Source organism: Dactylosporangium sp. NBC_01737, from assembly GCF_035963215.1.
In the GTDB taxonomy this organism is placed as follows: Bacteria; Actinomycetota; Actinomycetes; order Mycobacteriales; family Micromonosporaceae; genus Dactylosporangium.
On record NZ_CP109153.1, the window covers coordinates 5,108,090 to 5,131,377 of the forward strand.

Genomic DNA, 23,288 nt, shown 5'->3' on the forward strand with positions numbered 1-23,288 from the left:
TCAATGACCGGCTGGTGCTGGGGATCAAGAACACGATCAGCGAGTCTGAGCTGCACCTGATGGCCGGCCGGATGTACGCCGCTCGGGTCAACGCCGCACGCCGCGAAACACGTGCTGCGAGTCCTCGACCGTACCGGGCGACCCAAGCCCCGCTGGGCAGAGTCGTTCGGCGGGGTCGACCTTGTCGATGCGGACCATCGCAATGTCGGGGCGGACCTTGGCGATCGAGTCGAAGTCGGCATCAACGTGTGCCACGGTGAGACCGTGAGCCTGCGCAGTGAGCGCGATGATGATGTCCATCGGAGAGGGCCCGCGATGGTGCCCGACCTGGATCAGGTCACGCTGCACTGCAAGCACGTGCCTCCATGGGTCGTCGAGGGCGGCGACCCAGCCGAACGTACGGCGGAGCACCGCGGCGAATGGGCCGTAGTGTCGCGCCGCCTCCACGCCGACCATCAGTTCGGACTCGACGGGTGGACAGATCGAGACCACCCCTTGATCGACCAGGCCGGGCCACGGGCCGGCGATCTGCCGCAGCAGCCGCCACACCGCTGAGGTGTCGGCGAGGTACCCGGTCACCGGCCGGACTGCTCGTAGTCAGCGAGTGCGTCGAAGTTCAGATACGTCGAGGCGTGCTCCTGGAGCCACCTCAGCCCGCCTGCCCGGTCTGCCGGCTCGGCGGCGAGCAGCGCCTGCAAGCGAGGGTCGGCGTGCGACTCGGCGGCCTCTTGCCACTTGGCGATCAACAATCGGACCGCTGCACGAGTCCCGCCATCGCCGGTGGTCGCAGCGTCGAATTCGCGCATGGCGTCGTCGAGCATGTCCGCTGGCAGCGTCACCACCCAGGGCCAGATCGCCGCGACATCGCCGTTGCGGGCATGCCGGGCCAGTGCCAGGCGGGCGGTAGCCACAGCTGCGGCCTCCTCGGCGTGGTCGGCGATCTCCAGCACCGGCCGGGTGATCGCCTCACGTACGGACGCATCCCCGAGGCGGGCCGCCGACTCGACAATGGAGTCCGCTGCCTCCCGGGCCTCCTGCGCCGCGGTGCGCGCCATGCTCACCGCCTGCTCGCGGGCCAGCAGCACCATGTCCGGTGGCGTGATCTCCGCGACCCGCTCGCCGTGACGCAGGACGAAGACCTCGGTGTCTGGCGGTGCCGGGACAAGCCGGGCTGCTTCGGGTCTTTCTACGCGGCTTCGGCCTTGGTGGCCTGGTGGACCGCTGGCCGAAGCGGCGAACCATGGTGGTCACGGACCTCGGGCGGGCTCTGGTCGCGGGCTCCATCCCGGCCGCCTGGTTCCTGGGCAGCCTGACCGTCGTCCAGCTGTGTGTGACGGCGCTGCTCAGCAGCATTTTTCGATCTTCTTCAATGTGGCGTCGCAGAGCTACCTGTCAGAGCTCGTCGGCAAGGATGAGCTCGTCGCGGGCAACGCGCGGCTCGAGGTGCTGCGCAACGTCAACTACGCCGGCGGACTCGGCGTCGCCGGTTGGATCATCCAAGGAGTGGGCGCGGCACGTCCGGGCCGACGAGGTCGATCTGGCGCATGGTGGCGCTCACGTCGTGCACGGACGTGATCCGGGCCGGCAGGTCCGGCCGGGCGCCCTCCGCGGATACGTTACGCCGGCGAGCCTCACCCGGTCAGGATCGCCGGCTTGATGTGAAGCCACATGGCCATATCATGGTTCCGAGAGTTGACAGTACGGCGGTGCGCCGACCATCGTCGATGGGTTCGCGGCGTGACCGAGCGTGGGGGAAGGGGTCCGATGACGCGGCCGGAGTGGGCGCCTGAGGAGATCGACATCAGCGTGCCGAACGCTGCCCGGATGTACGATTACTCGCTGGGCGGGTTCCACAACTTCGCGGTCGACCGGGAGATGGTCGAGCGGGTCGTGGCCATGGCACCGAACGCGCGGCAGATCGGGCTGGCCAACCGGGCGTTCCTCGGCCGGGCGGTGCGGCGGCTGGTGGCGGACGGGGTGCGGCAGTTCCTCGACGTCGGCTCCGGGATCCCGACCCTGGCCAGCGTGCACGAGGTGGCCCAGCAGATCGACCCGGCAGCCCGGGTGATGTATGTCGACATCGACCCGGTCGCCGTGGCCCATGGCCGCGCGATCCTGGCCGGCCACCCGAACGCCGACGTGATGCTCGGCGACGTGCGCAAGCCCGACGACATCGTGCGCCACCCCGAGGTCAGCGGACTGATCGACTTCACCGAGCCCGTCGCCGTGCTGCTGATCGCCGTCCTGCACTTCGTCCCGGACGCCGACGACCCGGGGGGGATCGTGCGCCGGTTCCGCGCGGCGGTCAAGCCCGGCAGCTACATCGCGCTCTCGCACGGCTCCCCGCCGCCGCAGCGCGAGGAGGACGCCGACGCCGTCAGCAGCGTCTACCAGCGCACGTCGACGCCGCTGCACCTGCGCAGCGCGGCCGAGATCGGCGGGCTGCTCGACGGCCTCGAGATCGTCGAGCCCGGCGTCGTGCCGGTCACCGACTGGCACCCCGAGCCCGAGGACGCCGGCACCGAGCCCCGGCCTGAGGTGCTCGCCGTCGTCGGCCGCAAGCCGTAGACACGCCGATCGTCCATAGATGATCCTCTGGCTCCAACTGGGACAGGTACCGCATAATCAACGGCGATGAAGCCAGAGTCCCGGGCGTCCGGCATCGAGGCGTTCACCCGGGACTGGACCCGTGTGGTCACCGGTCAGGCGGTGCTGCGCCACAGCCGCGACGAGGTGTACACCCTGCTGGAGCGCCTCGCGCGGCGGCTCGCCGGGGCACTCGCGGCCGAGCCGTTCACCGCCGCGGCCGGGCAGCGCATCGGCGCCGACCTCGTGGCGGCCGGCATCGCCACGCCGGAACTGCTCGGCCGGACGGTGACGCTCACCGGCCACCGGTTCCTCGCCGACCTCGGGCTGGACGATCCCGGTGCCCGGGCCCGCCTGGACGAGCTGCTGGGCGTCCTGGTGGCCGGCTTCTCCGGTGCTCTGGTCGAGCGGACCGTCGCGGCCCAGGAGGCGCTGCGGCGGGCCGAGCTCGCGGACCGGCGCCGGATCAAAGAGTATCTCGCGCTGCCGGGCCGCAAGGCACTGCTGCAGCGCCTCGCCGCGGCCCGCGACGGGCGGCTGGGGCTGTGCCTGATCAACCTCGACCGGTTCGCGACCGTCAACGACAGCCTCGGCTACCAGGCCGGCGACCAGGCGCTGAGCACGGTCGCGCACCGGCTCGACCGCCTGGCCACCGCGTCCGGGTTCTTCCTGGCGCACCTGCACGCCGACACCTTCGTCCTGCTGCTGGCCGGCACCACCGGCCCCGACGAGGTGACCAAGGCCGCCGACGCGGCACTCGCCGCGATCGCGCGCACGTTTCCGATCAACAACGGCTATAACCTGCCGATCCGGGCCAGCGTCGGCGTGGTCGAGCAACCCGTCGCCGGCACCGACCCGGCCGCCCTGCTCGGCGCCGCCGAACGGGCGCTCGCCTGGGCCAAGGCTGAGCGCCGCGGGAGCTTCGTGGTGTACGACCCGCAACGCGCCGCCGCCGAGACCGCCCGGCACCGGCTCAGCGTCGAGATGCCGGACGCCCTGACCCGCGGCGAGTTCGTCGTGCACTACCAGCCGCTGGTCGAGCTGACCACCGGCCGCCTCGCCGGCGTCGAGGCCCTGGTGCGCTGGGAGCATCCGGTGCACGGCCGGCTCGGCCCGGCCCGGTTCATCGAGCTGGCCGAGCACACCGGCCTGATCGTGCCGCTCGGCGAGCAGGTCCTGCGCCGGGCCTGCGCCCAGGCAGCGGCCTGGCAGCCGCTCGCACCCGTCTTCGTCAGCGTGAACATCGCCGCCACCCAGCTGCGCCGCCCCGGCTTACCCGCCGTGATCAGCGCGATCCTCGACGAGACCGGGCTGCCGGCCCGCCGCCTGCAGCTCGAGGTCACCGAGAACGTGCTGATCGACCCCGAGATGCGCGGCACCCTCGACGAGCTCGCCCGGCTCGGGGTGAGCATCGCCCTCGACGACTTCGGCACCGGCACCTGCAGGCTGTCGGAGATCAGCAACCTGCCGGTGCACACCCTGAAGATCGCGGCCTGCTTCATCGAATTCCTGCGCGAACGGCCCGCCGCCACCGGTCCCGACCACACGGTCCTCACCGCCATGATCGATCTCGGCCGCGCCCTGAACCTCGCCGTCACCGCCGAGGGCATCGAGACCCCGGCCCAGGCCGGCCGGCTGCTCGAGCTCGGCTGCGACACCGGCCAGGGCTTCCACCTCGGCCGCCCCGCATCCGCCGACCTGATCACCGCAAGGCTCGCGAGCCGTCCGTGAGGCGAGCCGTCCGTGAGGCGGGTCAGGCCTCGGCGTCGGTGGCTGCCTGGGAGGACCTGGCGTACACAACTCCCACACCCGCCGCGGCAAGGTCCCGTCCGAACGCGGTCACGGCATGCACGAACCGGTCCGGCGCCTGCAGGGAATTCATGCGGGGAACGCGGACGCCGCTGCGCACGACCGTAATCCCGGCGTCGGCGAAGACGGCATCGAACAGAGCCGGGTACTTGCCATCCCGATCCCGGATCAGGTACTCCACCTGGCATCCCACGTCCTCGAGGTCCATCACGAGGTTGCGGGCGGTCTGGGTCACCCACGCGGCGGTCGGGTGCGCGGTCGCACCGAGGATCCGGACACGGCGGCTGGCATGCTCGATGACCGCGAGGACGTACATCCTCATCCCCGTCAGCGTGACCGCCTCGATGAAGTCCGCCGCCAGCAGTGCGTCGGCCTGTGAGCGCAGGAAGTCCGTCCAGGTGGTGGCCGCCCGGTCAGGGGAGGGGTCGATCCCGGCCTCGCGCAGGATTTCCCAGACCGTCGACGCGGCGACCCTGATCCCGAGGGTGAGCAGTTCCCCGTGCACCCGCCGATAGCCCCACGACGGGTTCTCCTGCACCAGGCGCAGCACCAGCACGCGGATCGAGCGGATGGTGCGTGGCCGGTCCCGTCGGCGAGGCCGCGACACCGCCGCGTGGCGGCGAGCCTGCAGGTCGCGGCGCCAGCGCAGGATCGTGTCGGGCCGCACCAGCAGCCGCAGGCTATGCAGGGGGTGGATTTCGGGAGGCGGTGCAGCAGTGCGGCCAGCCAGGCGCGGTCGGCTGGGTCGAACCGGACCCGCTGCCCGCCGAGCTGGCGTTGCAGTACCGCGAGCTGGTGGCGCAGGGCGAGGATCTCCGCGTCCTTGTCCTGGTCGCTTCCCGGCAGCAGCCGCAGCAACGCGGACGCGTTGGTGATGCCCAGGTACGCCAGTCGCAACAGCATGAGGCGGCATCATCGCGCAGTCACCAACGACGATGAGTCCGAGGACACGGGAGGAGCTACTCAAGAACGGAACTTGAAGATCGAATACCCGCTGACCAGCACGGACGGATTTCTCGACAGGAACAACGGCACGGCACGGGACCGGATGGGACCTGAGCAGGCGGTACGCATCTATAGCGGGAGCACCGCGGTTGGACCGCATGCCACCGCACGGCGTAGGCGAGAGGCTGCCCTGAACTGGTGGAGCAAGGTGGGCCTTCACAGGTGGCCGCGACGTTCGCGCCGGAAACTCGCGCCGGTCGCGGGCGGGTAGGCCGGCGGGCGGTTAGGCCGTGGTCGTCGGCGGATAACACTCAGTTGGACGGCGGAAACATGCCGCCGGAAGGCGGCCGCAGACCGGTGAACGGCGGGAACGTGCCGGTCACGGGCGGGAACGAGCCGCCGGGCGGGAGCACGCCGGCGGTCCCCGGGATCGGGCCGGTGGACGACGGGAACCCGCCGCTGGAGGGTGCCGGCGCCGGCCGCGGGGTGTCGCCCGGGTTGCGGGCCGGCATCGGCAGGACGATCGACGGGTCCACGGACCGGTCGATGCGAGCGGTGGTGTCCGCGGGCGCGGCGAAAAGTGCCGGCTCGACCAGCACCGCGATGCCGTCCAGGCCGATCAGCTGCCGCGCGCCGTCCGGCCACGCGTGCACCACCGCGCAGGAGCGGTAGCGGACCGTGGCCCGGCACTCGCCGTCCACGACGCTGACTCCGTCGGCGCCGAGGACGAGCGCCGCGCCGGAGCCGTCGACCGCCCGGTACGTGTGCCCGGGTATCGCGTCCGTTGACGTCGTCGGCGCCGCCACGAACCCGGCCCAGTCGGCGCGGCTGCCCGACGGCACCTGCAGCAGCCCCGAGCCGAGGACCTGCAGGGCGGCGGCGTGCACGTCGGCGAGGGTGACGGCGTGCAGCGAGGCGCGCAGCTCGTCCAGGCTGCGCAGCCGCGCCCCGGTGAGCAGGTCGGTGGCAAGTCCCGGCAGCCGGTCCGCGGCGGCGTCGCGGTGGCGCAGCGCCTCGTCGCGTTTCGCGCGGACCGCGTCGAGCTCGGTCTGGAGGATCCGGCCGACCCGGAACCCGGCGAGGACGTCGACGAAACCGCCGACAACCGCGCCCTGCTTCTCCGGCAGCGCGTCGGCGAACGCGGTGACGACCGCGAAGCCGTCGCCGCGCGGGTCGTAGGCAGCGCTCGCCGCATACGACAGACCGCTTTCCTGCCGCAGCGACCGGAACAGCTCCCGCTCCAGCATCAGGGCGAACACCGAACCGGCCGGATGCCGCCGCGTGATGCCGTCGAAGACGACACCGCCGGCGGCGCCGGTGAAGTACGCCGGGGTCGCCGGCAGTATCGTCGAGGCGACCGGCACCGGGCGCAGCGTCCCGGCTGGCAGGCGAAGTCGCAGGCCCGGCGGAATCCGGTCGCCGGAGACCCACAGCACGGCGTTCGCCCGGGTGAACCAGGCGCTTGCCCAGGCCTGCACGTCGTCGGGGCCGAGCCGGTCGATGCCCCACTCGGGGTAGCTGACCAGGCCGTAGTGCTGTGCGCCGTACCGCCACATCGGCAGCATCCGGTTAACGCCGCCGCCCCGACCGGCGGCCTCGGTGCGCAGGATTGCCTTCTCGGTCTCCAGCCGCTGCACTGGCAGGTTCGCGAGGGAGTCGCAGAGCATCTCCAGGTACGTGACGATGTCGCTCTCGCTGCCCTGCATGTGGAAGTGCGTGACGACGCTTCCGGTGGCGCCGTTGTAGTGGTAGTCGGCGACGCCGTGCCGGTGCAGGGCGAGGTGCTCGACGAGGTGCGTGATGCCGATCCGGGCGGCACCCTCATCGGCCAGGCCGACCCGGAAGGTCAGCCCGGCGGTCATCGGGCCGGAGCCCGGCGCGAGCAGGGTCGCAACGCCGTCGACGTCGGTGCGGTGCAGCATGGGATCAGCCTCTCGCCAGCGCGCGGTCACGGAGGTTGGCGTAGGCGGTCCCCGCGTTGTCGAAGTACTCCGCCCAGAGCGGGGTGCGCCGCCCAGCGAGAGCCCGGAAGTGCGGTGCCGCGGCGGCGCGGTCGCCGATGAGCGAGAACAGCATCGCGAACCAGTCGTGCGCGGTGTAGTACCGGTAGCCGGGTTGGAACGCGGGGTACCTGACGGTCAGGTCGGCGACAGCGTGGATCTGCGCGACGACCGCGGGGTCCCGCAGCAGCGCCGTGCCCGCGGCGTCGTTGTCGGCGGCGCCGAAGCGCTCCATGTGCCCGGCGACGACCGCCAGCAGCCCGACCGACCCCGGCGGCGCGGTGCGCACCAGCTCGGCGGAGAACTCGGCCACCTTCTCCCACGACCCGCCCCACTTCGGCTGGAGCTGCTGGATGAGGTGGTAGCCGGCGATGTACGCGTGCGGGTGGTGCACGCCGAGCCGGTCGTAGCGCCGCCGGGCCTCGTCGTGACCGAGCGAGATGCCCCGGCAGATGATCATCCGCTCCAGCCAGGCGTAGCCCTGCTCCGGCTGGCGCGCGGTGACCTCGATGAGGATCTGCTCGGCCCGGTTGAGATGCTCGTGGAAGCCGGCCCACTGCTGCCGGGTCACGTTGCGGGCCCAGCCGCTGCCCCGGATGCTCCAACCCTGCAGCACGGTGCGGACGCCCAGCAGCGTCTGCGCGAGCAACCACGACGGGTCGGTGGGCCGCACCCGCTCCAGCAGCTGATCGGTCAGGCGGCCCTCCACCTGACGGCACGCCACCGACAGGTCGTCGAGGGTGCGCAGGCCGCCGAGGAACACCGCGACGGCGGGCCAGTCACCCCGGTCGGCGTCGTTGGCCAGCCGGCGCAGCTCGGTGAAGAGGTCGACCGGCTCGCTCTCCGGCACCGGCATGTGAAACGGCACGGCGGGCAGCATATGCGACCCGCCGCGCCCGGGATGCCCATGACAGGGCGGCTCTACCGCAGCCAGACGGCAGTGTCGGCGGGCAGGTGGCCGCCGGTGAGGTCGCCGCTGACGAGCAGGACCTCGCCGGCCGGTACGGGACCGCCGCGCCGGACAGGTTGGCCACGCAGCGCCACGGCGCGGCGAGCGCTTGCGCGATGTCCGGCCCAGGCGGGCTGCCATGTCGCCGAACCCGACGCTTGGTAAGGACCCGGGTGACCGCACGGACCTCTCGCCGATCATCAATTGTGGACGTGACGCGGTCCGCTCGGATGAGGTCGCAGACCCCTACTCGGCCGGTTTATGCTGACGGTGACCTGGGAGAACGTGCTTGAGCACGTCGCTGGGCCTCCGACGACTGGGGGTCAAGGGGTCGTGGGTTCGAATCCCGCCGTCCCGACTTTGCAAAAGGCCAGCTGAGCTGGCCTTTTTGTTGACCACGATCAGTGTGCTGATCGTGGTCGTGACACACGATTTGCCCGTACAATTGTACGGTTTGTGTCTTGGCTGGCTGCTTGGAGTGCTTGATGATCTCCTCGCCGTCGCGTCAGGTGGAGTCAAGGGGTCTGTCGTGGCCTGCCTGTGTCCGACGCGAATGACGGTTGAGCAGGCGTTATGCCGGCGCTGGCGGTTGTGGCAGGACGCGATCGGCACCTTGACTCGGACGGGTTGCATCCGTCGATTTCGAGTGTCCACTGTGGATGATCACGACACATCTGGGACACGTACGCCCGTACGGTGATCTCTGATGCGGCAACGTGGGCTGGCCGGGAATCTCGCCGGCGTCGAAGTGCTGCGCCGGTACGCCACCGCTGGGTGATGTCAACGCGGCTGGCTCCGAGAGCGGGTTGTGATCTGCCGGTGCCGAGGGCCAGGCGACGATGGCGCAGACCAAGGGTCGGCGCGGATCGCGGCATTGAGCGGATGTTCGTCGAAACCCCGCCGCAACCGCGGACCAGCCGTCAGGGCGGGCAGGGACGCCGGCGTCCGGCATCCCCGCTGCGACGTGGCACGGCCTGCGCGGCCCCGGCCGCATTCGGTGATGTCGCCGTCGAGGGGCCCGCCACCGATGCGGTAGACCTGGGGGCATGAGCCGGTGGCGGAAGCTGCACCCACACCAGGTCGACCTGCTGCGCCGCATCGCCGACGGTGCAGCCCCGGTCACGGCCGCCGAACCTGCCCTGTGGCGTAGGGCAAGAATTTCCACGTCCACGTCCTTGTCCCAATTGCTCATCGGCAGCAGCCGCAGCATCGCGAACGCGTTCGTCACAGCCAGGTACGCCAGTCGCAGCAGCACCGCAGACCATCATGCCGCATTGATCGCAGACAACGCCGAACCCCAGCGCCCAGCAACCGGGTCAACGTCTCCGGCCCCTGCCCAACCAGGGCAGATGGGGGTTTCGGCAAGGAGTAACGTCCGCAAGTGGCTCGGATACGTCTGGGTCTGCCTGGCGTCGGACCCGCCGTCCTTTGAGGACACCGTCGTGCACGCCGTGACCGAGCGCCTGGGCGATCCGGCGGCGATCGAGCGGCACCACATCGAAAGCCTGCGCATCGGCCGGCGGATCTCCTACGACGTGCGGGCGTGGACCGGCTGCCGGACATCTCCGACGACCAGGACCGCCGCTACTACGCCATCACACGGTCAAGCCGCAGGTCTTCATCAACCTGGTCCCCGACCACGTCATCGTGCACCGGATGTTTCCGGTGGCCGCGGATCGGACCCTGGTCGAGTGCGCGACTGGCTGTAGCTGCCGTCGGTGCTGTCCGCATCCCACGACTTCGACCGGTCGGTGGAGCTGTTCGACCGGGTGAACCGCCAGGACTTCGACGCCTTGAACGCTGCCAGCCCGGCATGAGCTCCAGGGCCTACGCCCGGGGCGGCGTGCTGGTCCCGAGCGAGCATCACATCCGCGCCTTCCACGACTTGGTCCAGAGCCAGCTGATGCCCTGAGATCCGGGAGGGATGGACCCGCACCACCCACCTTGAGGCAGTGCGGGTCCACGGAAATCTAGCAACGGCGGCCGCTGTTGATGCACTGCACGGCAAAGTTCATCAGCTGCGCCGACATGACATTGGCGAAGTCGCCGTGGTCGGTGATCGGGGCGTGCAACTGCTCCGGGAACGAGTCCAGCGCGAAGCCGGTGCCGTTCTGCCGCTCGTACGACAGGACCATCCGCAGCTGCGGCACCGCGACCGTGCCGCGGGGGCAGCGCCCGGACGAGTTCGGAAACACGATGTGCGAGCGGTGGTTGGCGCTGTCGGTGTTCTTGCCGTCCCAGCAGCTCGGGAACTCCAGGATCCGCTGGATCTGGCTGCCCTGCGGGCACAGTGGATACTTCGTGGTCGTCCGGTTCGTCAACCCGCTGCATGTCCACTTGGCGCGGGCGTTGGCGGGCCCGTTGGTGAGCGCCTTCGCGTCGCCGGTGATGATCCGCAGGAACTGCGGCATCGCGCGGACCTTCGCCTGGCTGTTGCCGCCGAACTCCAGCCGCACCGACGCGGGCTTCAGGATGATCCCGACGTTGCCGTCCTTGCCGCCTCCGTCGGCGTTCTGATCCGAGCCCTGCTTGCCGGTGCGGCGCAGCACCGGCCAGTAGTACGTGGACCGGTCGTCTTTCACGCAGGTGGTACCGGCGGCTGCCAGACTCTCGTTTGTGGAGTTGCCGTCGGCGGAGACGTTGCCGACGTAGTCGTGCGTGTGATGGGCACCGTTCGTCACGCCGGGCGCCACGATGAAGTTGTCCGAGTTGTGGTGCCCCTCGGCGTTGGTGCCGCAGACCGAGACGAACGTGCCGGTGGACGCCTGGCGACCGGCCTGGCTCCTGCGGCCGGCCGGGCGGACCTGGCGGATGTCGATGAAGTCGCCGTTCGCCGGCCCACCCATGTCGGCATGGCACTTGTCGGGGACGTTGTGCACGTGCCCCCCTGTCGACCCGGCGCACTCCGGCGCGGGCCCCTGGTCGTTGGGGATCCTTGCGGCCAGGGCGAGCGCGTCCGGTTCTTCCTCCGCGGTGGCCGCGTGGGTGACCGACAGCATCGCGCCGATCACCACGATGGCGGCGGCGAGCGCGGTCCACCACCGGATCCGGCGTCTCCTTCGCTGCTGCAATGTGCTCACGTCCTCTCGTCAGAAGGTGCGCCGCGCACGGAATGCACGGAGTGCGCGGAACGCGGCGGTGCCCCCGCCGGCCAGGACCAGTGCGCCGACGACCCAGAGGGCCTCGCGGTAGCTCGCCTCGCCGGGGGTTGTGTTGCTGCCGGTCGCCGCGGCGGCCGGCGTGGGGAGGTCCTCGAAGTCGACGTTGCCGATGCTCTCCAGCAGGGTCATGTGCTTCATCACGACGTTGACGGCGGTCTGCGCGAAGGACCGGACCAGTTCGTTGCGGGTGCCCGAGCGGACCGACCCGACGAGGGCGAAGACCTTGCCGTGCGCGGCGCGCAGCCGGTTGGCGAACGTGCGGTCGAACTCGCCGCCCCGCTTGCCGTCCAGTTCCCGGACCCAGCCCTGCTGCTCGGCGCTGGCCTCGTCGGGCAGGGGCACGCCGAGCTGGGCGGCGACCTGCCGCACCAGCGTGTCGAGGCCATGATGATCGGTGGCCAGCTGCGCGCCGACCTCCTTGACCCGTTTGTCGGCGGCGTGGTCGCGGGCCAGCTGCCCGGCCGGGCCCTCCCAGAGGCCGGCCTGGCGAACCTTCACCAGGAACTCCCGGTCGGCAGGGCCGATCGATCCGAAACTGGTCATGGTCCAGCCGTCGGGCAGCTCAGTGGCAACGGGTCCGGTGCCGGTGACCGCGGCCGGTACGACATCGTGGTGGTGTTCGGGCGCACCTGTTGCGGCGGTGTCGCGAGCGCGCAGCGACGGGACGAGCAGCACCGCACCGACGATCGCGGCGAGCAGCGCCCACCACGGCCAGCGCCGGCCACGCGCCGGCCAGTTCGTGCCGGCGGCACTGCGATGCAGCGAACTCATCAGTACCCGTATCCGTTGCCGGTGCTGGTCGGCTCCGGCTGGCCCGCGGCTTGCGAGGCGGCAGGTGGCGTGACCGCGGCGGGTGCGGGCGTCGGCAGGCAGGTGAGGTTCTTCTTGCCGGTCGGGGCGACGACGAACCAGATGCCGCCGACGTTCTGACCCTTCCAGGCGCCCGGCTTGGGGTCGCCGATGTATCGGTAGACGGGCCAGCCGGCCAGGGTGATCTGCCGCGAGCCGTCCCCCCGGGTGACGGTGCCGACGATCGCGGGGTCGACACCGGCGAGCTCGGGGTTGCCGTCGGTGATGGCCGGCGGCCACACCTGGGCACACTTGCCTTCGCACGTCGACTTCGAGGGGCTGGCGGTGTCCTTGTCGAAGCGGTACAGCACCCAGCCCTTCTGGTCGACGACGACCTTGCCCATCTTCGGGATGGTGACCGCCTTGAGGGACTCGGTGAGCGGCTGCGGCGGCGCCGTCGACGCGGGCGGCGCCGAACTCGGCGTTGCCTCGGCGTTGACCAGCGCCGGCGCCTGCTGTTGTCCCGCGTCGTAGCCGCCCTTCGGCGCGCATCCGGTCAGTGCTGCCAGGCCTGTCAGGGCCGCCGCCACAGCACAGCCGGCCGGAGTAACGATGAACTTCCGTGCTGCCACGTCGTCCTCCTCGGTTCCGTCGCTCGCGTTCGTGTTGCTCGTTCCGCTGAGGGGTACGCGACGGGAAGGGGAAGGGACTGAACGGATCCACAGTGGACAAATTCACAGCGATTTCTGGCGCAGCGTTGAACTAGTGCCGGGTTTCGCCCGTACCACCAAGGTCATCGAGTGCGACCCGCAGTGCGCGCAGGGCGTAGTACACCCGTGACTTGGCCGTGCCGATCGGCAGCCCGAGCAGTTCGGCGACCTCGTTCACGGTGCGGTCGCGCAGGTAGGTCTCGACCAGGATCTCCCGGTGCGCGGGACTGAGGCTGCGCATGGCGTCCGTGACGACGAGACTGGCGAGCACGCGGTCGGTTTCGTCGTTGAGCCACAGCCCTTCCACGTCCTGGTCGTAGGCTTCGGGGGCGCGCGCGCTCGCGCTGCGGTATTCGTCGATGGCGATCCGGCGCGCCACGGTGAACAGCCACGGCCGCAGCGAGACCGCGGCGTGCGGATCGAGCTTGTCCGCGTTGCGCCACGCGCGCAGCAGGGTCTCCTGCACGACGTCCTCGGCGCGTTGCCGGTCGCCGCCGGTGATGCGCACGACGAAGCGCAGCAACGCCTCCGCGTGCTCCTGGTACAGCACGCGGAGCAGTTCGTCCTCGGGGTCGCGCCCGGCATGCCGGGACCGGCCCCGGTCGTGGACGCCGACCTGGCCTGCGATGTGAGCTCCGCGGTACGTCTGATGCATCAGCCACTACCGCCTCGGTGCCGCCATGCGCAGCGCGAGCGCCGGGCACATCGCCACCGCCTGCGCCACTACCGGTTCCAGTCGCGTCGGCACCGCAGTGTCGAGGAACGCCGGGAATCCGTTGCCGTCCAGGTGGATCAGGTCCGGCGCGATCTCGGCGCAGAGCCCGTGACCCTCGCACCGCGACCAGTCCACGGCCAGGCGCAGTGCGCCGTCCTCGTCGCGGTCCGGCACCGGCAGGGTCCCGGCGACGGGGCGCCCGCAGTCGCCGGCGCGGGCGTGCCGGGCCAGGTCGTCGGCGAAGACCTCCAGCGCGGAGGAGGCGAAACCGGCGGTGCCGTCGGGGTGTCCGCACGCGCCACGACCTTCACCGCCGTGGCGGCGGCCCGGACCAGGCCCGGATCGCCGGCGCCGGACGCCACCCCGTCGACCGTGCCGGCAGGCCCAGCCGGCACGGTCCGCACTGCCCGGCGGACTCCGCCGCGAGGTAGTGCACGACTCGGGCGACCTCGCCGATCGGGCAGGTGCCCGCGCCGATCGGGAGCACGATCCCGGCGCCGAGCGCCCCGCCGACGGCGGTGAGCCCGTGCCGGGAGACCACCGCGCGGTATGCGGTCGTCATGTCGATCCAGCGACCGTGGAAGCCGCCGGTCAGCACGGCCGGACCGGCGGGCACCTGGCACACGTCGAGCACCTGGGCGAGCGGGGTGCCGGTCGGGCACTCCACCACTGCCGGCGACGCGGCGCTGCCGGTCACGCTCAGCAGGACCGTCCCGGGCTCGTCGGTGCCGGCCTCGCGGTACCGTCGAGGGCCCATCCTGGCGGCGATCGCCAGCTGTGCAAAGGTTTCCGCGTTGGACAGCAGCGTCGGATGTCCGCCGACACCTCCGTCGCTCGCGCGGCGCTTGATCCCCGGCGGGATGTATGGCAGGCCGTTGATGCCCTGGATGAGCGCGCCGCCCTCGCCGGAGATGAACCGGTGCGGCACCCGGATCAACCGTGCCGGCGCCGGAAGCTCGCGCTCGGCCAGCGCGGCGAGCATCGACTGCTCACCGACACCGTCGTCGGCGACGCAGACGACGATCTCCTCCGCCCGCAACGCCCACGCGACCAGCGCGGCACCGTCGAGGATGAGATGCGGTGCGCGGGTCAGCAGGACCTTGTCCTTCCAGGCCGCGGGCTCACCTTCGGTCGCGTTGACCACCACGACCGGGGCGAGGGTGCGCCGGTCGACCGCGTCGGCGACGGCCCGCAGCTTCCGCGCGAACGGGAAGCCCGCGCCGCCGCGGCCGGTCAGCCGGATGTCCTCGGCGAGCGCGATCAGGGCGCGCTGGGACAGCGGGCCGAGCGGCCCGTGGACCTGCAGATGCGCGTGGAGCCCCAGCCGTTCGGCGCGCTCGAGGCCGGCAGTGAGCCGGGCCGGTCCGATCGAGCGCACGGCCGGCAGCGGGTTGCTCACCTGGCCTCACCCCGGAGCCGCGCGAAGTACTTGATGTCGTCGTCGTCCAGGTCGTGCGACTTGCGCGACCGGCGCCGCATCGCGCGGCGGGTGTCGAGGTTGACGAGGGTCGGCGTGTCGTCGTCGGGGTAGCGGTCCTCGGGTTCCGCCTGCTCCACCTTCGCGCGGCGCGCCGCGAACCGGTCGCGCAGGGTCAGGCCGGGGGACTCGTTCGCTGTCGTGTGCCGGCCGGTCTGGCTCGTGGGCGAGTACGGGGCGGCCGTGCCCCGGTACGTGGCCGTGGCGGGCTCATCGCGGTGGGGCATCTGCCGATCGTGCAGGTCCCGTTCCTGCCATAGCTGCTCCGCGGGTGGTGCGTCCCACCGGAACCGGGTCGCCGCCCGTCCCGGCCGTGCGGCCCGCCGCGCGGCCGGAGCGGGCACCGGCCGTCCCACCGGCGCGATCGTCGTCGTGGTCCGGTCCGCGGCCAGTTGCTGGCGGCGCCGGTTGTGCTCCGCCGACAGCCGCAGGCCGAGCGCGACGGTCGTGAGGAACAGCAGGATGAGGTAACTGGCGGTGACCCAGACCGCAGGCGGGCGCCCGGCGTTGAGCCCGTGCGTCAGCGCCACCGGCCAGGACAGGTAGGCCACGGCGTGCAGCGGCCGCCACAGCCCTGGCCGTCCGCTCTGCGCGAAGCGGGCCCGCACGATGCCGCTCCACATCACGGTCAGCATGAGATACGCCGCGACGCTGCCCAGCCCGATCTCGAACGGCGCCGAGGTGAACGGCACCAGCGCGCCGAACACGCCGACCCGGCCGGCGGCGAGCTCGGTGCCGATGTGCAGCGCCAGGCACGACACCGCCACGATGCCGAGGGTGCGGTGCACGGACTGGACCCACAGCCGGTGCCGGGCCAGCAGCAGGATGCGGTCGGTGGCGACGAGTCCGGCAATCACGGTGAGGGTCAGCGCGACGAGCGTGAACACGCCGACGTAGAAGCGCAGGAAGCCCACCAGTCCGGTGAGCACCGGCCGCCCGCCCTCGGTCATGACGCCCAGCAGGACCAGGCCGGCGAGCACCAGCAGGCTGACGTTGATGGCGGATGGTTGCCCGCCCCGAGCTGGAGGATACCGTCGAACCATCGTTTATCCTCAATCTGCGTAACGCTGCCGATGCATTGTGTGACGATTTCACCCCGATCGACGAGTTCAACCTAGGCAGCCCGGTGGGACCGGTCAATTTAAGTTTTATCGAATAACTTCGGCTGATCAGTGACGACGGTTGAGGGTTCGTTAATGAACTTCCTTGATCCGGTTTGGCCAGATCAGGCCGATCGTGCGGTCATTTTCGCGCGTCTAGGATGCACATGCAGGGTGTCAGGCCAAGGTTAACATTGATGTTCATCGATGTGAGTGGAGGTCCAATTTCAAAGGTTTGCTTAAGCTGGCGTTAGGGCCGCTTTCGGTGATCGTCTGTGGTTTCGTGCGCAAGTGTTCGGGACGCTACACCGGGTGATCGCCGGCCGTGCTCGGGCCGGCCTGGCGTTTTTGTGCGGTCGCCCCTGGGTAGCGATGATCGGGGGAGGCAGCGGGTCGATCTGCTCCTGCGGTGATGATCCGGAGTTCGCACCTTCGCGTAAGCGATGCCTGGCCCCGATGGACCGGCTGTTCCCGCCGCCGATTGATCCACAACTGCCGCTTGCAGCGAGAGTAGTCGCTGACGTCGTGACGGAATGCGGTTACGCGGAGATACGCGGCGTGCCAGGTGATCAACAGAGCGAACTACGTCGACAGGTAGGTCACTGATTCGGCGCGAGACCGGACACCCGCGCCGGACGCTGGTTCACGAGAGCACGGTGTACGTCGTGTACGAGCCGATTGCCGACCGTCACCGGCTCGAGGACCAGGCGAGCGTGGCGAGCGCGATCGGCGCACTCCTTTTCGGCGAGGAGCCCGTCCATCAGCCTGATCCGCAGTGGCGTCTGTTCTGGTCGACCTGGGCGGCGGGTGAGAGGCCGTACTGATCCGGTACAAGGCGGGTATGAACGCAGCATCAGGAACGGCATTTGATTGGAGCGCGCTAACCTCAGCCCTTCGTTATGGGCTGCCCACATGGTGGGTCAATAGAGAACAGGTGCCGTCTGAGCTGGGAAGATAGGACTTGTCTAGGGTCATATCCATCCCGCCCGGAGGGCATTTGCATGGTGAAGCGTACCGGAGCGCGCCCGAAGATCGTGGTGAGTGGTGACGGGCGTGGCGTGGTCAGCCATGCCGGTGCCCGGCTCCTCGCCGATGTCGCCGCAGTGACTGGCCTGACCGCGGCGTGCAGCGATGCGCTCGCCGGTGTGCGGCAGCGTCGCGGTGGTCACGATCCTGGTCGGGTCGCGGTCGATCTGGCCGTCATGCTGGCCGACGGTGGTGAGGCGATCGCGGACCTGGCCGTGCTGCGGGACCAGGCGCAGTTGTTCGGGCCGGTCGCGTCCGACCCGACCGCGTGGCGGCTGCTGTCCATGATGGACAGTGACATGCTGCGCCGGCTCGCCACCGCGCGGGCGCAGGCGCGGGAAACCGCTTGGGCGCAACGGATCGACGTCCGTAGTGGGCTGCCGGAAACGACCGCGGCCGGGCTACCCGTTCCCGGCCTGGTCCTCGATCTGGACGCCTCCATCGTCATCTGCCATTCCGAGAAGGAGGCGGCCACACCGACCTGGAAACGCTCGTTCGGCTACCACCCGCTGTTCTGCTTCCTGGACAACACCCGCGAAGCGCTGTCCGGGATGCTGCGTGAAGGGCGGGCCGGGTCGAACACCACCGCCGACCACATCACCGTCCTGGACGACGCGCTCACCCAGATCCCGGACCAGTTCCGGCACGGGACCCCGATCCTGATCCGCGCCGACTCGGCCGGCTGCACCCAGGGTCTGCTCGCCCACATCCGTGGCCTGCGCGGTGACGGTGTCGACGCCAGATTCTCCGTCGGAGTCGCGATCACCGAACCGATCCGGCAGGCGATCCTGACCGCCAAAACGTACAGTCGGTGGGTGCCGGCCCTCGACAGTGACGGGGAACCCCGTGACGGCGCCGACGTGTGCGAACTGACCGGTCTCGTCCCGGACGACGGCTTCCCGCCCGGGACCCGGTTCATCGCCCGCCGCGAAGTGCCGCACCCGGGTGCCCAACTGTCGCTGTTCGACACCGTCGAAGGCTTACGCCATCAGGTCATGGCGACCGACACCCCAGCCGGTGGCGGGTCGGTGCAGTTCCTCGAGGCCCGCCACCGCGGCCACGCCCGCGTCGAAGACCGCATCCGCACCGGGAAAGACACCGGCTTCGGCCGGTTCCCCTCCCGCGTCTTCGCCATCAACGCCGCCTGGCTGCAACTCGCGTTGACCGGCATCGACCTGCTCTCCTGGACCCAGATGCTGCTCCTGCACGGCGACCTCGCCGTCGCCGAACCGAAGAAGCTGCGCTACCGACTGCTGCACATCGCCGCACGCCTCACCACCTCGGCCCGCCGCATCCGCCTTCGCATCGCCGAACATTGGCCCTGGGCAACAGATCTCGTCGCTGCGTACAGTCGTCTCGCCGCACTGCCCCGACCGGTCGGCTGAACCAACCCAACCGACCCTGCGATCAGCCCTGGAGGAACCCGGCCACGCGCCGGACCACCGTCACGCCCAAACGCCGAACCCCGGACCAAGAAAGATCAACTCTCAGAACACCTCCCTTGATCAACACTTAGCGAAAGACCGAGGCTAACAATGCACGCCGGCCGACACGAGCCGACACTCCACAGTGGAGCCTTTGCAAGCTCAAGCGGGACCGCGTCGACTTGGACGGTGGTGTCCTGCAGGTGTACTGGCAGCACACCCGGCCGACGCCATCGCGCCGGCCGCCGGTCGGTCCCGAACCGGCGCGCACCCGGACCCTGTCCCGCGTGCCGAGCCTCCAATGCGCCGCTTCCGCGCACTGGAGCGTGGCGGATCGACCGGGCACCCCATGTCGCTGACCGGCCACCGTGGGGTACCGATCGGTGCTACCAGCGCAGCCAGGCGAGGAAGCGGCGGCCCGGGCGCAGGCCGGCCCGGGTCGAGCGGCGGATCTCGTCCGCTGCCGTCCAGGCCGCGTCGGCCGTCGCCGCCGGCGGCTCCTCCGGGGCGTACGCCGCCCGGTCGACCAGCCCGGCCAGCGCGACCAGCGGCGGCAGCGGGCCCGCCGCCCGCACCACGTCGCCGGTGGTACGGGCCGGTCCGGTCCGCACGCCGGCGTCGCGGAGCCGGTCGACGGTCTCCCACCAGGCGCCGAGGACGGCGCGGCGCGGGGAGGGCGACTGCCGGCGGCGGGTCCGCCGGATGATCCTGGCGACCGGGCCGGCGCAGGTGAGCGCGGCCAGCACGACGAAGCCGATCAGCGAGTACCGCAGTAGCGACCGGCCGGCACCGGAGGGCGATCCGGCACCCGGTTCGTCGCCGGTGTCGGTGCGTGGGTCGGCGGCCGCGCCGGCGCTGTCGGGTTCGGCCAGGGGGTTGTCCGGGCGGGTGCCCTGGGCGCCGGCCTTGACGGCGTCGGCGCGGGTGCCGATCGGGTTGGTGCGTGGGCTGGGGTCGATCGTCACCCAGCCCAACTGGTCGAAGCGGACCTCGACCCACGCGTCGACGTCGCGGCCGGTGACGGTGAACGACTCGCCCTGGTACTCGGGGCGGAAACCCATCACCACGCGGGCGTCGAAGCCGAGACTCCACGCCATGACCGCGTAGGCGCTCGCGTACTGCTCGCTCGTGCCGCGGTGGGTCTGCAGGAGCCGTTGGATCTGGTAGTAGCCGTGGCCGCCGTCGACGTCCTGGGCCTGGTCGTAGGAGAACTCGCGGGATTCGGCGATGCGGCGGTACAGCACGAGCAGCTGGTCGGATCCGGGCGGCGTCTCGCCGAGGGTGGCCGCGACGAACGTCGCGATCGCCGGCGGGAGGGCGGGTACGAGCGGATGAGGCGCGGGCGCGGGCGTGGCGGCCAGGACTCGGTCGATGGCGGCGTCCGGCAGGTGCGAGACGGCCGAGTACCCACGCGGCGGCTGCTCGCCGGCCGGCACCGCGAGGTCGCCGGTCGCCTCGTCGACGCCGAGGCCGGGCACGTCGATGCGGGCGGGGCGGCCGGCGGACGGAAGCCAGTCGAGTTCGCCGGCGGCGACGTCGACATGCAGCGTCACGGGTGCGCCGCCGGTGGGGCCCGCGGGCAGTACGGTGCCGGCCCGGCGGAAGCCGCCGTGCATGCTCCAGTACGTGCCGTCGAACACGGTGAGCGTCGCCATCCGCAGGGCGGCGCCGGGCCGGGACGCGGTGCCGGTCAGGCGCAGGACGCGGGTGCCGTCGCGCAGCGCGAGGAACTGTTGCAGTGGGCTGACGCCGCTGCGGGGCTGGACGGGTGCGGCGACGAGCGCGCGCAGGTCGGCGGGTTCGCGGCTGCCGGCGCCCGGGGCGAGCGGCGCGACGGTCACGGTGGCGAGGACGGCCAGGCCGGCGGCGGCACCCGCGCCGAGGACCCGCAAGGGTCTGCCGAGCCCGCCGAGTTTGACGGCGATCCCTTGCGTCCTGGGCCTTCCGGCGATGAGCAGGCCGCCGATGAGCAGGGTGGCGCAGGGTGCGTACCAGCCGTGTGGCGAGCCGGCAGACGCGCCGAGGCCGAGCGCCGCGGTCAGGCACAGCAGCGGCGGCAGCAGCGGCAGCAGCGGGTTGCGGCCGGCGGCGGCGAGCAGCCCGGCGCCCAGGGTGCTCCAGCCGGCGACGATGGCTGCGGCGGCGAGGCCCGGGCCGGCCGGTTCCGCCGGGACAGCACCGGACAGCAGCCGCCACGGTCCACTGAGGACGTCGGGCCCGGCGCCGGCGGTGACGCACGCGGCCACGACGACGGCGGCGGCGCCGGCCAGGGCGATGCCGCCGGGCCGCGGCAGCCGCAGCGCGAGCAGTGCGCAGGCCGCGGCGACCGCGACGGTGACGGTGACGGCGGGGGGCAGCGGCCCGCCGAAGACGGGGCCGAACGCGGCGGCGGCCAGGCCGCCGAAGGCGACGGCGAGCGCGGCCCTGAGGATCGTCACGCTTCGCCGGCCTCTCCGCGGATCAGCTGGTGCCAGACGGCGACGAGTTCGGTGGCGGTGCCGCCGGTGAGCAGGGCGAGGCCGGGACGGCGGCGCAGGTGGGGACCGGCCTGCGCGTCGGGCACGACGGAGGCGACGACGACGGGGGAGAACCGGCGCCGCTGGTCGGCGAGGCGCCCCAGCGTGCCGGGTTCCACCGGTCCGGTGACGACGACGAGCGCTCCGCCGGGTCGGGCCCGGTTGATGGTGTTGAGCAGTTGGGCCGGGTCGGTCCGGGTGCCGGAGGCGGTCGCGAGGGCGAGACGGTCCATGGTGGACACTGCGTCCGTCGGTTCCTGGGCCGCGGTGCCGCTGAGCCGCAGTGCGACAGGCCGGCCGAGGTCCTCGACGGCGCGGGCGACGGAGGCGGCCACCTCGACGGCGTGTTCGAACAGTGCCGGGTCGGTGCTGCCGGTGTCCAGGACCACGGTGGTGGTCGGTTCGGTGGTGTCGACGTGTTCCTTGACGATCAGCGTCCCGACGCGTGCGGTGGACTTCCAGTGGATGCGGCGCGGGTCGTCGCCGGGGACGTAGTCGCGCAGCGACGTGAACGTGACCGTGCCGAGGCGTGGGGTGTCGGTGCTGCGGCCCTCGTAGTCCAGGACCGTGCCGACGGGCAGTGCGGGCAGCGGGTGCACCCGTGGATGCACCCACAGCGTGCCGTCGGCGGCCTGGCGTTCGGCCCAGACGAACAGCCCGAACGGGTCGCGGCGCAGCACGGTGAGCGGGCCGAGGCGCAGCCGGCCGCGCCGGTGGGCGGGCACCGGGCAGGTCAGTTCGCGTTCGGCGCCGGCGGCCAGTGGCGGGACGGGGATCGTGAGGTCGCGTTCGCCGACCCGGTCGACGGCGGTGAACGGCAGGGCGGGCAGCCGGGAACGGTTGGTGACGGTGATCCGCGCGGTCGCCTCCTCGCCGACGCTGAGGCGTTGCGGGGAGATCCGGCGGGAGAGGGTGACGGCCGGGCGGACCGCGACGGTGAGGAGCCCCGCGGCGAGCATGGCGAGGGTCCCGACGGCGATACCGACGAACGTTGGGTAGCCGAGGAGGACCCCCGCGGCGTAGAGGGCCGCCGCCCCGGCCGTGGCCGTGATCCCGGTCGGGGTGACGGTGAACCGGCGGTGCCCGCTCATGCGGTCGCGGCGGACAGTGCGGGGACCCGGACCGAGTCGAGGACCTCGGCGAGGACGTCCTCGGCGCGGATGCCGCGGACCTCGACCTGGGCGGACAGGATGAGCCGGTGGGTGAGGACGGCACCGGCGGTGGCCTTGACGTCGTCGGGCACCACGTAGTGGCGTCCGGCGCAGGCGGCGTACGCCTGCGCGGCGCGCATCAGGGCGAGGCTGCCGCGGGTGCTGATGCCCAGCCGCAGCGCCTCGTGCTGGCGGGTGGCGTAGGCGATGAGGGCGACGTAACGGGCCATCTCGGCCGCGACGTGGACCTCGGCCACCGCCCGCTGCGCGTGGAGGATCTCCTCGGGGGTGGTGACGGCGGCGAGCCGCGGCGGCGCGGAGCGGGCCCGGCCGGCGAGGATCTCCTCCTCGACGGCGACGTCGGGGTGGCCGAGGGAGATCCGCATGAGGAACCGGTCGAGCTGTGCTTCGGGCAGCCGGTAGGTGCCTTCCAGGTCGATCGGGTTCTGGGTGGCCACGACGAGGAACGGGGACGGCACCGGGTGCGCCGCGCCGTCGACGGTGACCTGGGCCTCCTCCATGACCTCCAGCAGCGCGGACTGGGTCTTCGGCGACGCCCGGTTGATCTCGTCGGCCACCACGACGTGCGCGAAGACCGGTCCGGGGCGGAACTCGAACGCGCTGCGCCGCTGGTCCCACACGGAGACGCCGGTGATGTCGGTCGGCAGGAGGTCGGGCGTGAACTGGATGCGGTGCGTGATGCCGCCGAAGCTGGCGGCGAGGCCCTTCGCCAGGGACGTCTTGCCGGTGCCGGGGACGTCCTCGATGAGCAGGTGACCGCCGGCCAGCAGGCAGGTAAGGGCCAGCCGGACGGCGTCGGTCTTGCCGCGCAGCACCTGCGCCACGTTGGCGGTGACGGCCTCGGCGAGGGCCGCGGGTCCGGCGGCGGTCCGCGACGATTCGTAGGGGTAGCCGGGTGCGGTCATGGTT

General features: G+C 71.5%; 21 protein-coding genes. 5 read left to right on the forward strand and 16 right to left on the reverse strand.

The annotated features are described in order from the left end of the window. Positions 1-87: 87 nt before the first annotated feature. A complete protein-coding gene (locus tag OHA72_RS23085; RefSeq protein ID WP_327009855.1) occupies positions 88-549 on the reverse strand; it encodes a PIN domain-containing protein in 462 nt (153 codons plus the stop codon). 26 nt (positions 550-575) lie between these two features. Continuing rightward, complete coding sequence (locus OHA72_RS23090; protein WP_327009856.1) at positions 576-1,088, reverse strand: hypothetical protein; 513 nt, start codon at positions 1,086-1,088, stop codon at positions 576-578. A gap of 238 nt (positions 1,089-1,326) precedes the next feature. Here OHA72_RS23090 and OHA72_RS23095 point away from each other — a divergent pair, with 238 nt between their 5' ends. The 3 genes from OHA72_RS23095 to OHA72_RS23105 all read left to right on the forward strand — a co-directional run bounded on the left by OHA72_RS23095 (position 1,327) and on the right by OHA72_RS23105 (position 4,317). Further along, complete coding sequence (locus tag OHA72_RS23095; protein WP_327009857.1) at positions 1,327-1,575, forward strand: hypothetical protein; 249 nt, start codon at positions 1,327-1,329, stop codon at positions 1,573-1,575. Between the two features lie 189 nt (positions 1,576-1,764). Further along, complete coding sequence (locus OHA72_RS23100) at positions 1,765-2,568, forward strand: SAM-dependent methyltransferase (RefSeq protein ID WP_327009858.1); 804 nt, start codon at positions 1,765-1,767, stop codon at positions 2,566-2,568. Between the two features lie 66 nt (positions 2,569-2,634). Beyond that, a complete protein-coding gene (locus OHA72_RS23105; protein ID WP_327009859.1) occupies positions 2,635-4,317 on the forward strand; it encodes a putative bifunctional diguanylate cyclase/phosphodiesterase in 1,683 nt (560 codons plus the stop codon). 22 nt (positions 4,318-4,339) lie between these two features. On the opposite strand, the gene OHA72_RS23110 is transcribed toward OHA72_RS23105, so the two are convergent. From OHA72_RS23110 to OHA72_RS23160, 11 genes are all read right to left on the reverse strand, one after another. Further along, on the reverse strand, positions 4,340-5,062 hold the full coding sequence (locus tag OHA72_RS23110; RefSeq protein WP_327009860.1) for a hypothetical protein: 723 nt from the start codon (positions 5,060-5,062) through the stop codon (positions 4,340-4,342). A gap of 589 nt (positions 5,063-5,651) precedes the next feature. Beyond that, on the reverse strand, positions 5,652-7,262 hold the full coding sequence (locus OHA72_RS23115; RefSeq protein ID WP_327009861.1) for a M16 family metallopeptidase: 1,611 nt from the start codon (positions 7,260-7,262) through the stop codon (positions 5,652-5,654). Between the two features lie 4 nt (positions 7,263-7,266). After that, a complete protein-coding gene (locus OHA72_RS23120) occupies positions 7,267-8,208 on the reverse strand; it encodes a hypothetical protein (protein ID WP_327009862.1) in 942 nt (313 codons plus the stop codon). 53 nt (positions 8,209-8,261) lie between these two features. Continuing rightward, positions 8,262-8,384 (reverse strand): hypothetical protein, encoded by a 123-nt coding sequence (locus OHA72_RS23125; RefSeq protein ID WP_327009863.1) that lies wholly within the window; start codon positions 8,382-8,384, stop codon positions 8,262-8,264. 1,875 nt (positions 8,385-10,259) lie between these two features. Continuing rightward, positions 10,260-11,369: a DUF1996 domain-containing protein gene (locus tag OHA72_RS23130; protein WP_327009864.1), complete on the reverse strand. Its 1,110-nt coding sequence runs from the start codon at positions 11,367-11,369 to the stop codon at positions 10,260-10,262. Between the two features lie 9 nt (positions 11,370-11,378). Next, positions 11,379-12,221: a DUF4142 domain-containing protein gene (locus OHA72_RS23135; RefSeq protein ID WP_327009865.1), complete on the reverse strand. Its 843-nt coding sequence runs from the start codon at positions 12,219-12,221 to the stop codon at positions 11,379-11,381. Next, a complete protein-coding gene (locus OHA72_RS23140; protein WP_327009866.1) occupies positions 12,221-12,871 on the reverse strand; it encodes a hypothetical protein in 651 nt (216 codons plus the stop codon). The genes OHA72_RS23135 and OHA72_RS23140 overlap by 1 nt, the downstream gene beginning before the upstream one ends. Positions 12,872-13,001: 130 nt before the next feature. Beyond that, complete coding sequence (locus OHA72_RS23145; RefSeq protein WP_327009867.1) at positions 13,002-13,604, reverse strand: sigma-70 family RNA polymerase sigma factor; 603 nt, start codon at positions 13,602-13,604, stop codon at positions 13,002-13,004. 6 nt (positions 13,605-13,610) lie between these two features. Beyond that, positions 13,611-13,838: a ferredoxin gene (locus OHA72_RS23150; RefSeq protein ID WP_327009868.1), complete on the reverse strand. Its 228-nt coding sequence runs from the start codon at positions 13,836-13,838 to the stop codon at positions 13,611-13,613. A gap of 133 nt (positions 13,839-13,971) precedes the next feature. Then, complete coding sequence (locus tag OHA72_RS23155; RefSeq protein WP_327009869.1) at positions 13,972-15,063, reverse strand: NADH-quinone oxidoreductase subunit I; 1,092 nt, start codon at positions 15,061-15,063, stop codon at positions 13,972-13,974. After that, positions 15,060-16,184, reverse strand: coding sequence for a ferric reductase-like transmembrane domain-containing protein (locus OHA72_RS23160; protein WP_327009870.1), 1,125 nt, complete (start codon positions 16,182-16,184; stop codon positions 15,060-15,062). The genes OHA72_RS23155 and OHA72_RS23160 overlap by 4 nt, the downstream gene beginning before the upstream one ends. Positions 16,185-16,906: 722 nt before the next feature. On the opposite strand from OHA72_RS23160, the gene OHA72_RS23165 reads away from it, so the two are divergent. Continuing rightward, the gene (locus OHA72_RS23165) at positions 16,907-17,065 is read left to right on the forward strand and encodes a hypothetical protein (RefSeq protein WP_327009871.1); all 159 of its coding nucleotides are present in this window, start codon (positions 16,907-16,909) and stop codon (positions 17,063-17,065) included. 177 nt (positions 17,066-17,242) lie between these two features. Continuing rightward, positions 17,243-18,652: an IS1380 family transposase gene (locus OHA72_RS23170; RefSeq protein ID WP_327009809.1), complete on the forward strand. Its 1,410-nt coding sequence runs from the start codon at positions 17,243-17,245 to the stop codon at positions 18,650-18,652. Between the two features lie 425 nt (positions 18,653-19,077). Here the strand turns inward: OHA72_RS23170 and OHA72_RS23175 are convergent, their stop codons facing one another. From OHA72_RS23175 to OHA72_RS23185, 3 genes are read right to left on the reverse strand one after another with little or no spacing between them, the layout of a single operon-like run. Continuing rightward, a complete protein-coding gene (locus OHA72_RS23175; protein WP_327009872.1) occupies positions 19,078-21,129 on the reverse strand; it encodes a transglutaminase TgpA family protein in 2,052 nt (683 codons plus the stop codon). Continuing rightward, on the reverse strand, positions 21,126-22,298 hold the full coding sequence (locus OHA72_RS23180) for a DUF58 domain-containing protein (protein ID WP_327009873.1): 1,173 nt from the start codon (positions 22,296-22,298) through the stop codon (positions 21,126-21,128). The genes OHA72_RS23175 and OHA72_RS23180 overlap by 4 nt, the downstream gene beginning before the upstream one ends. Next, positions 22,295-23,284, reverse strand: a complete 990-nt coding sequence (locus OHA72_RS23185; protein ID WP_327009874.1) for an AAA family ATPase — start codon at positions 23,282-23,284, stop codon at positions 22,295-22,297. The genes OHA72_RS23180 and OHA72_RS23185 overlap by 4 nt, the downstream gene beginning before the upstream one ends. Positions 23,285-23,288 lie beyond the last annotated feature (4 nt).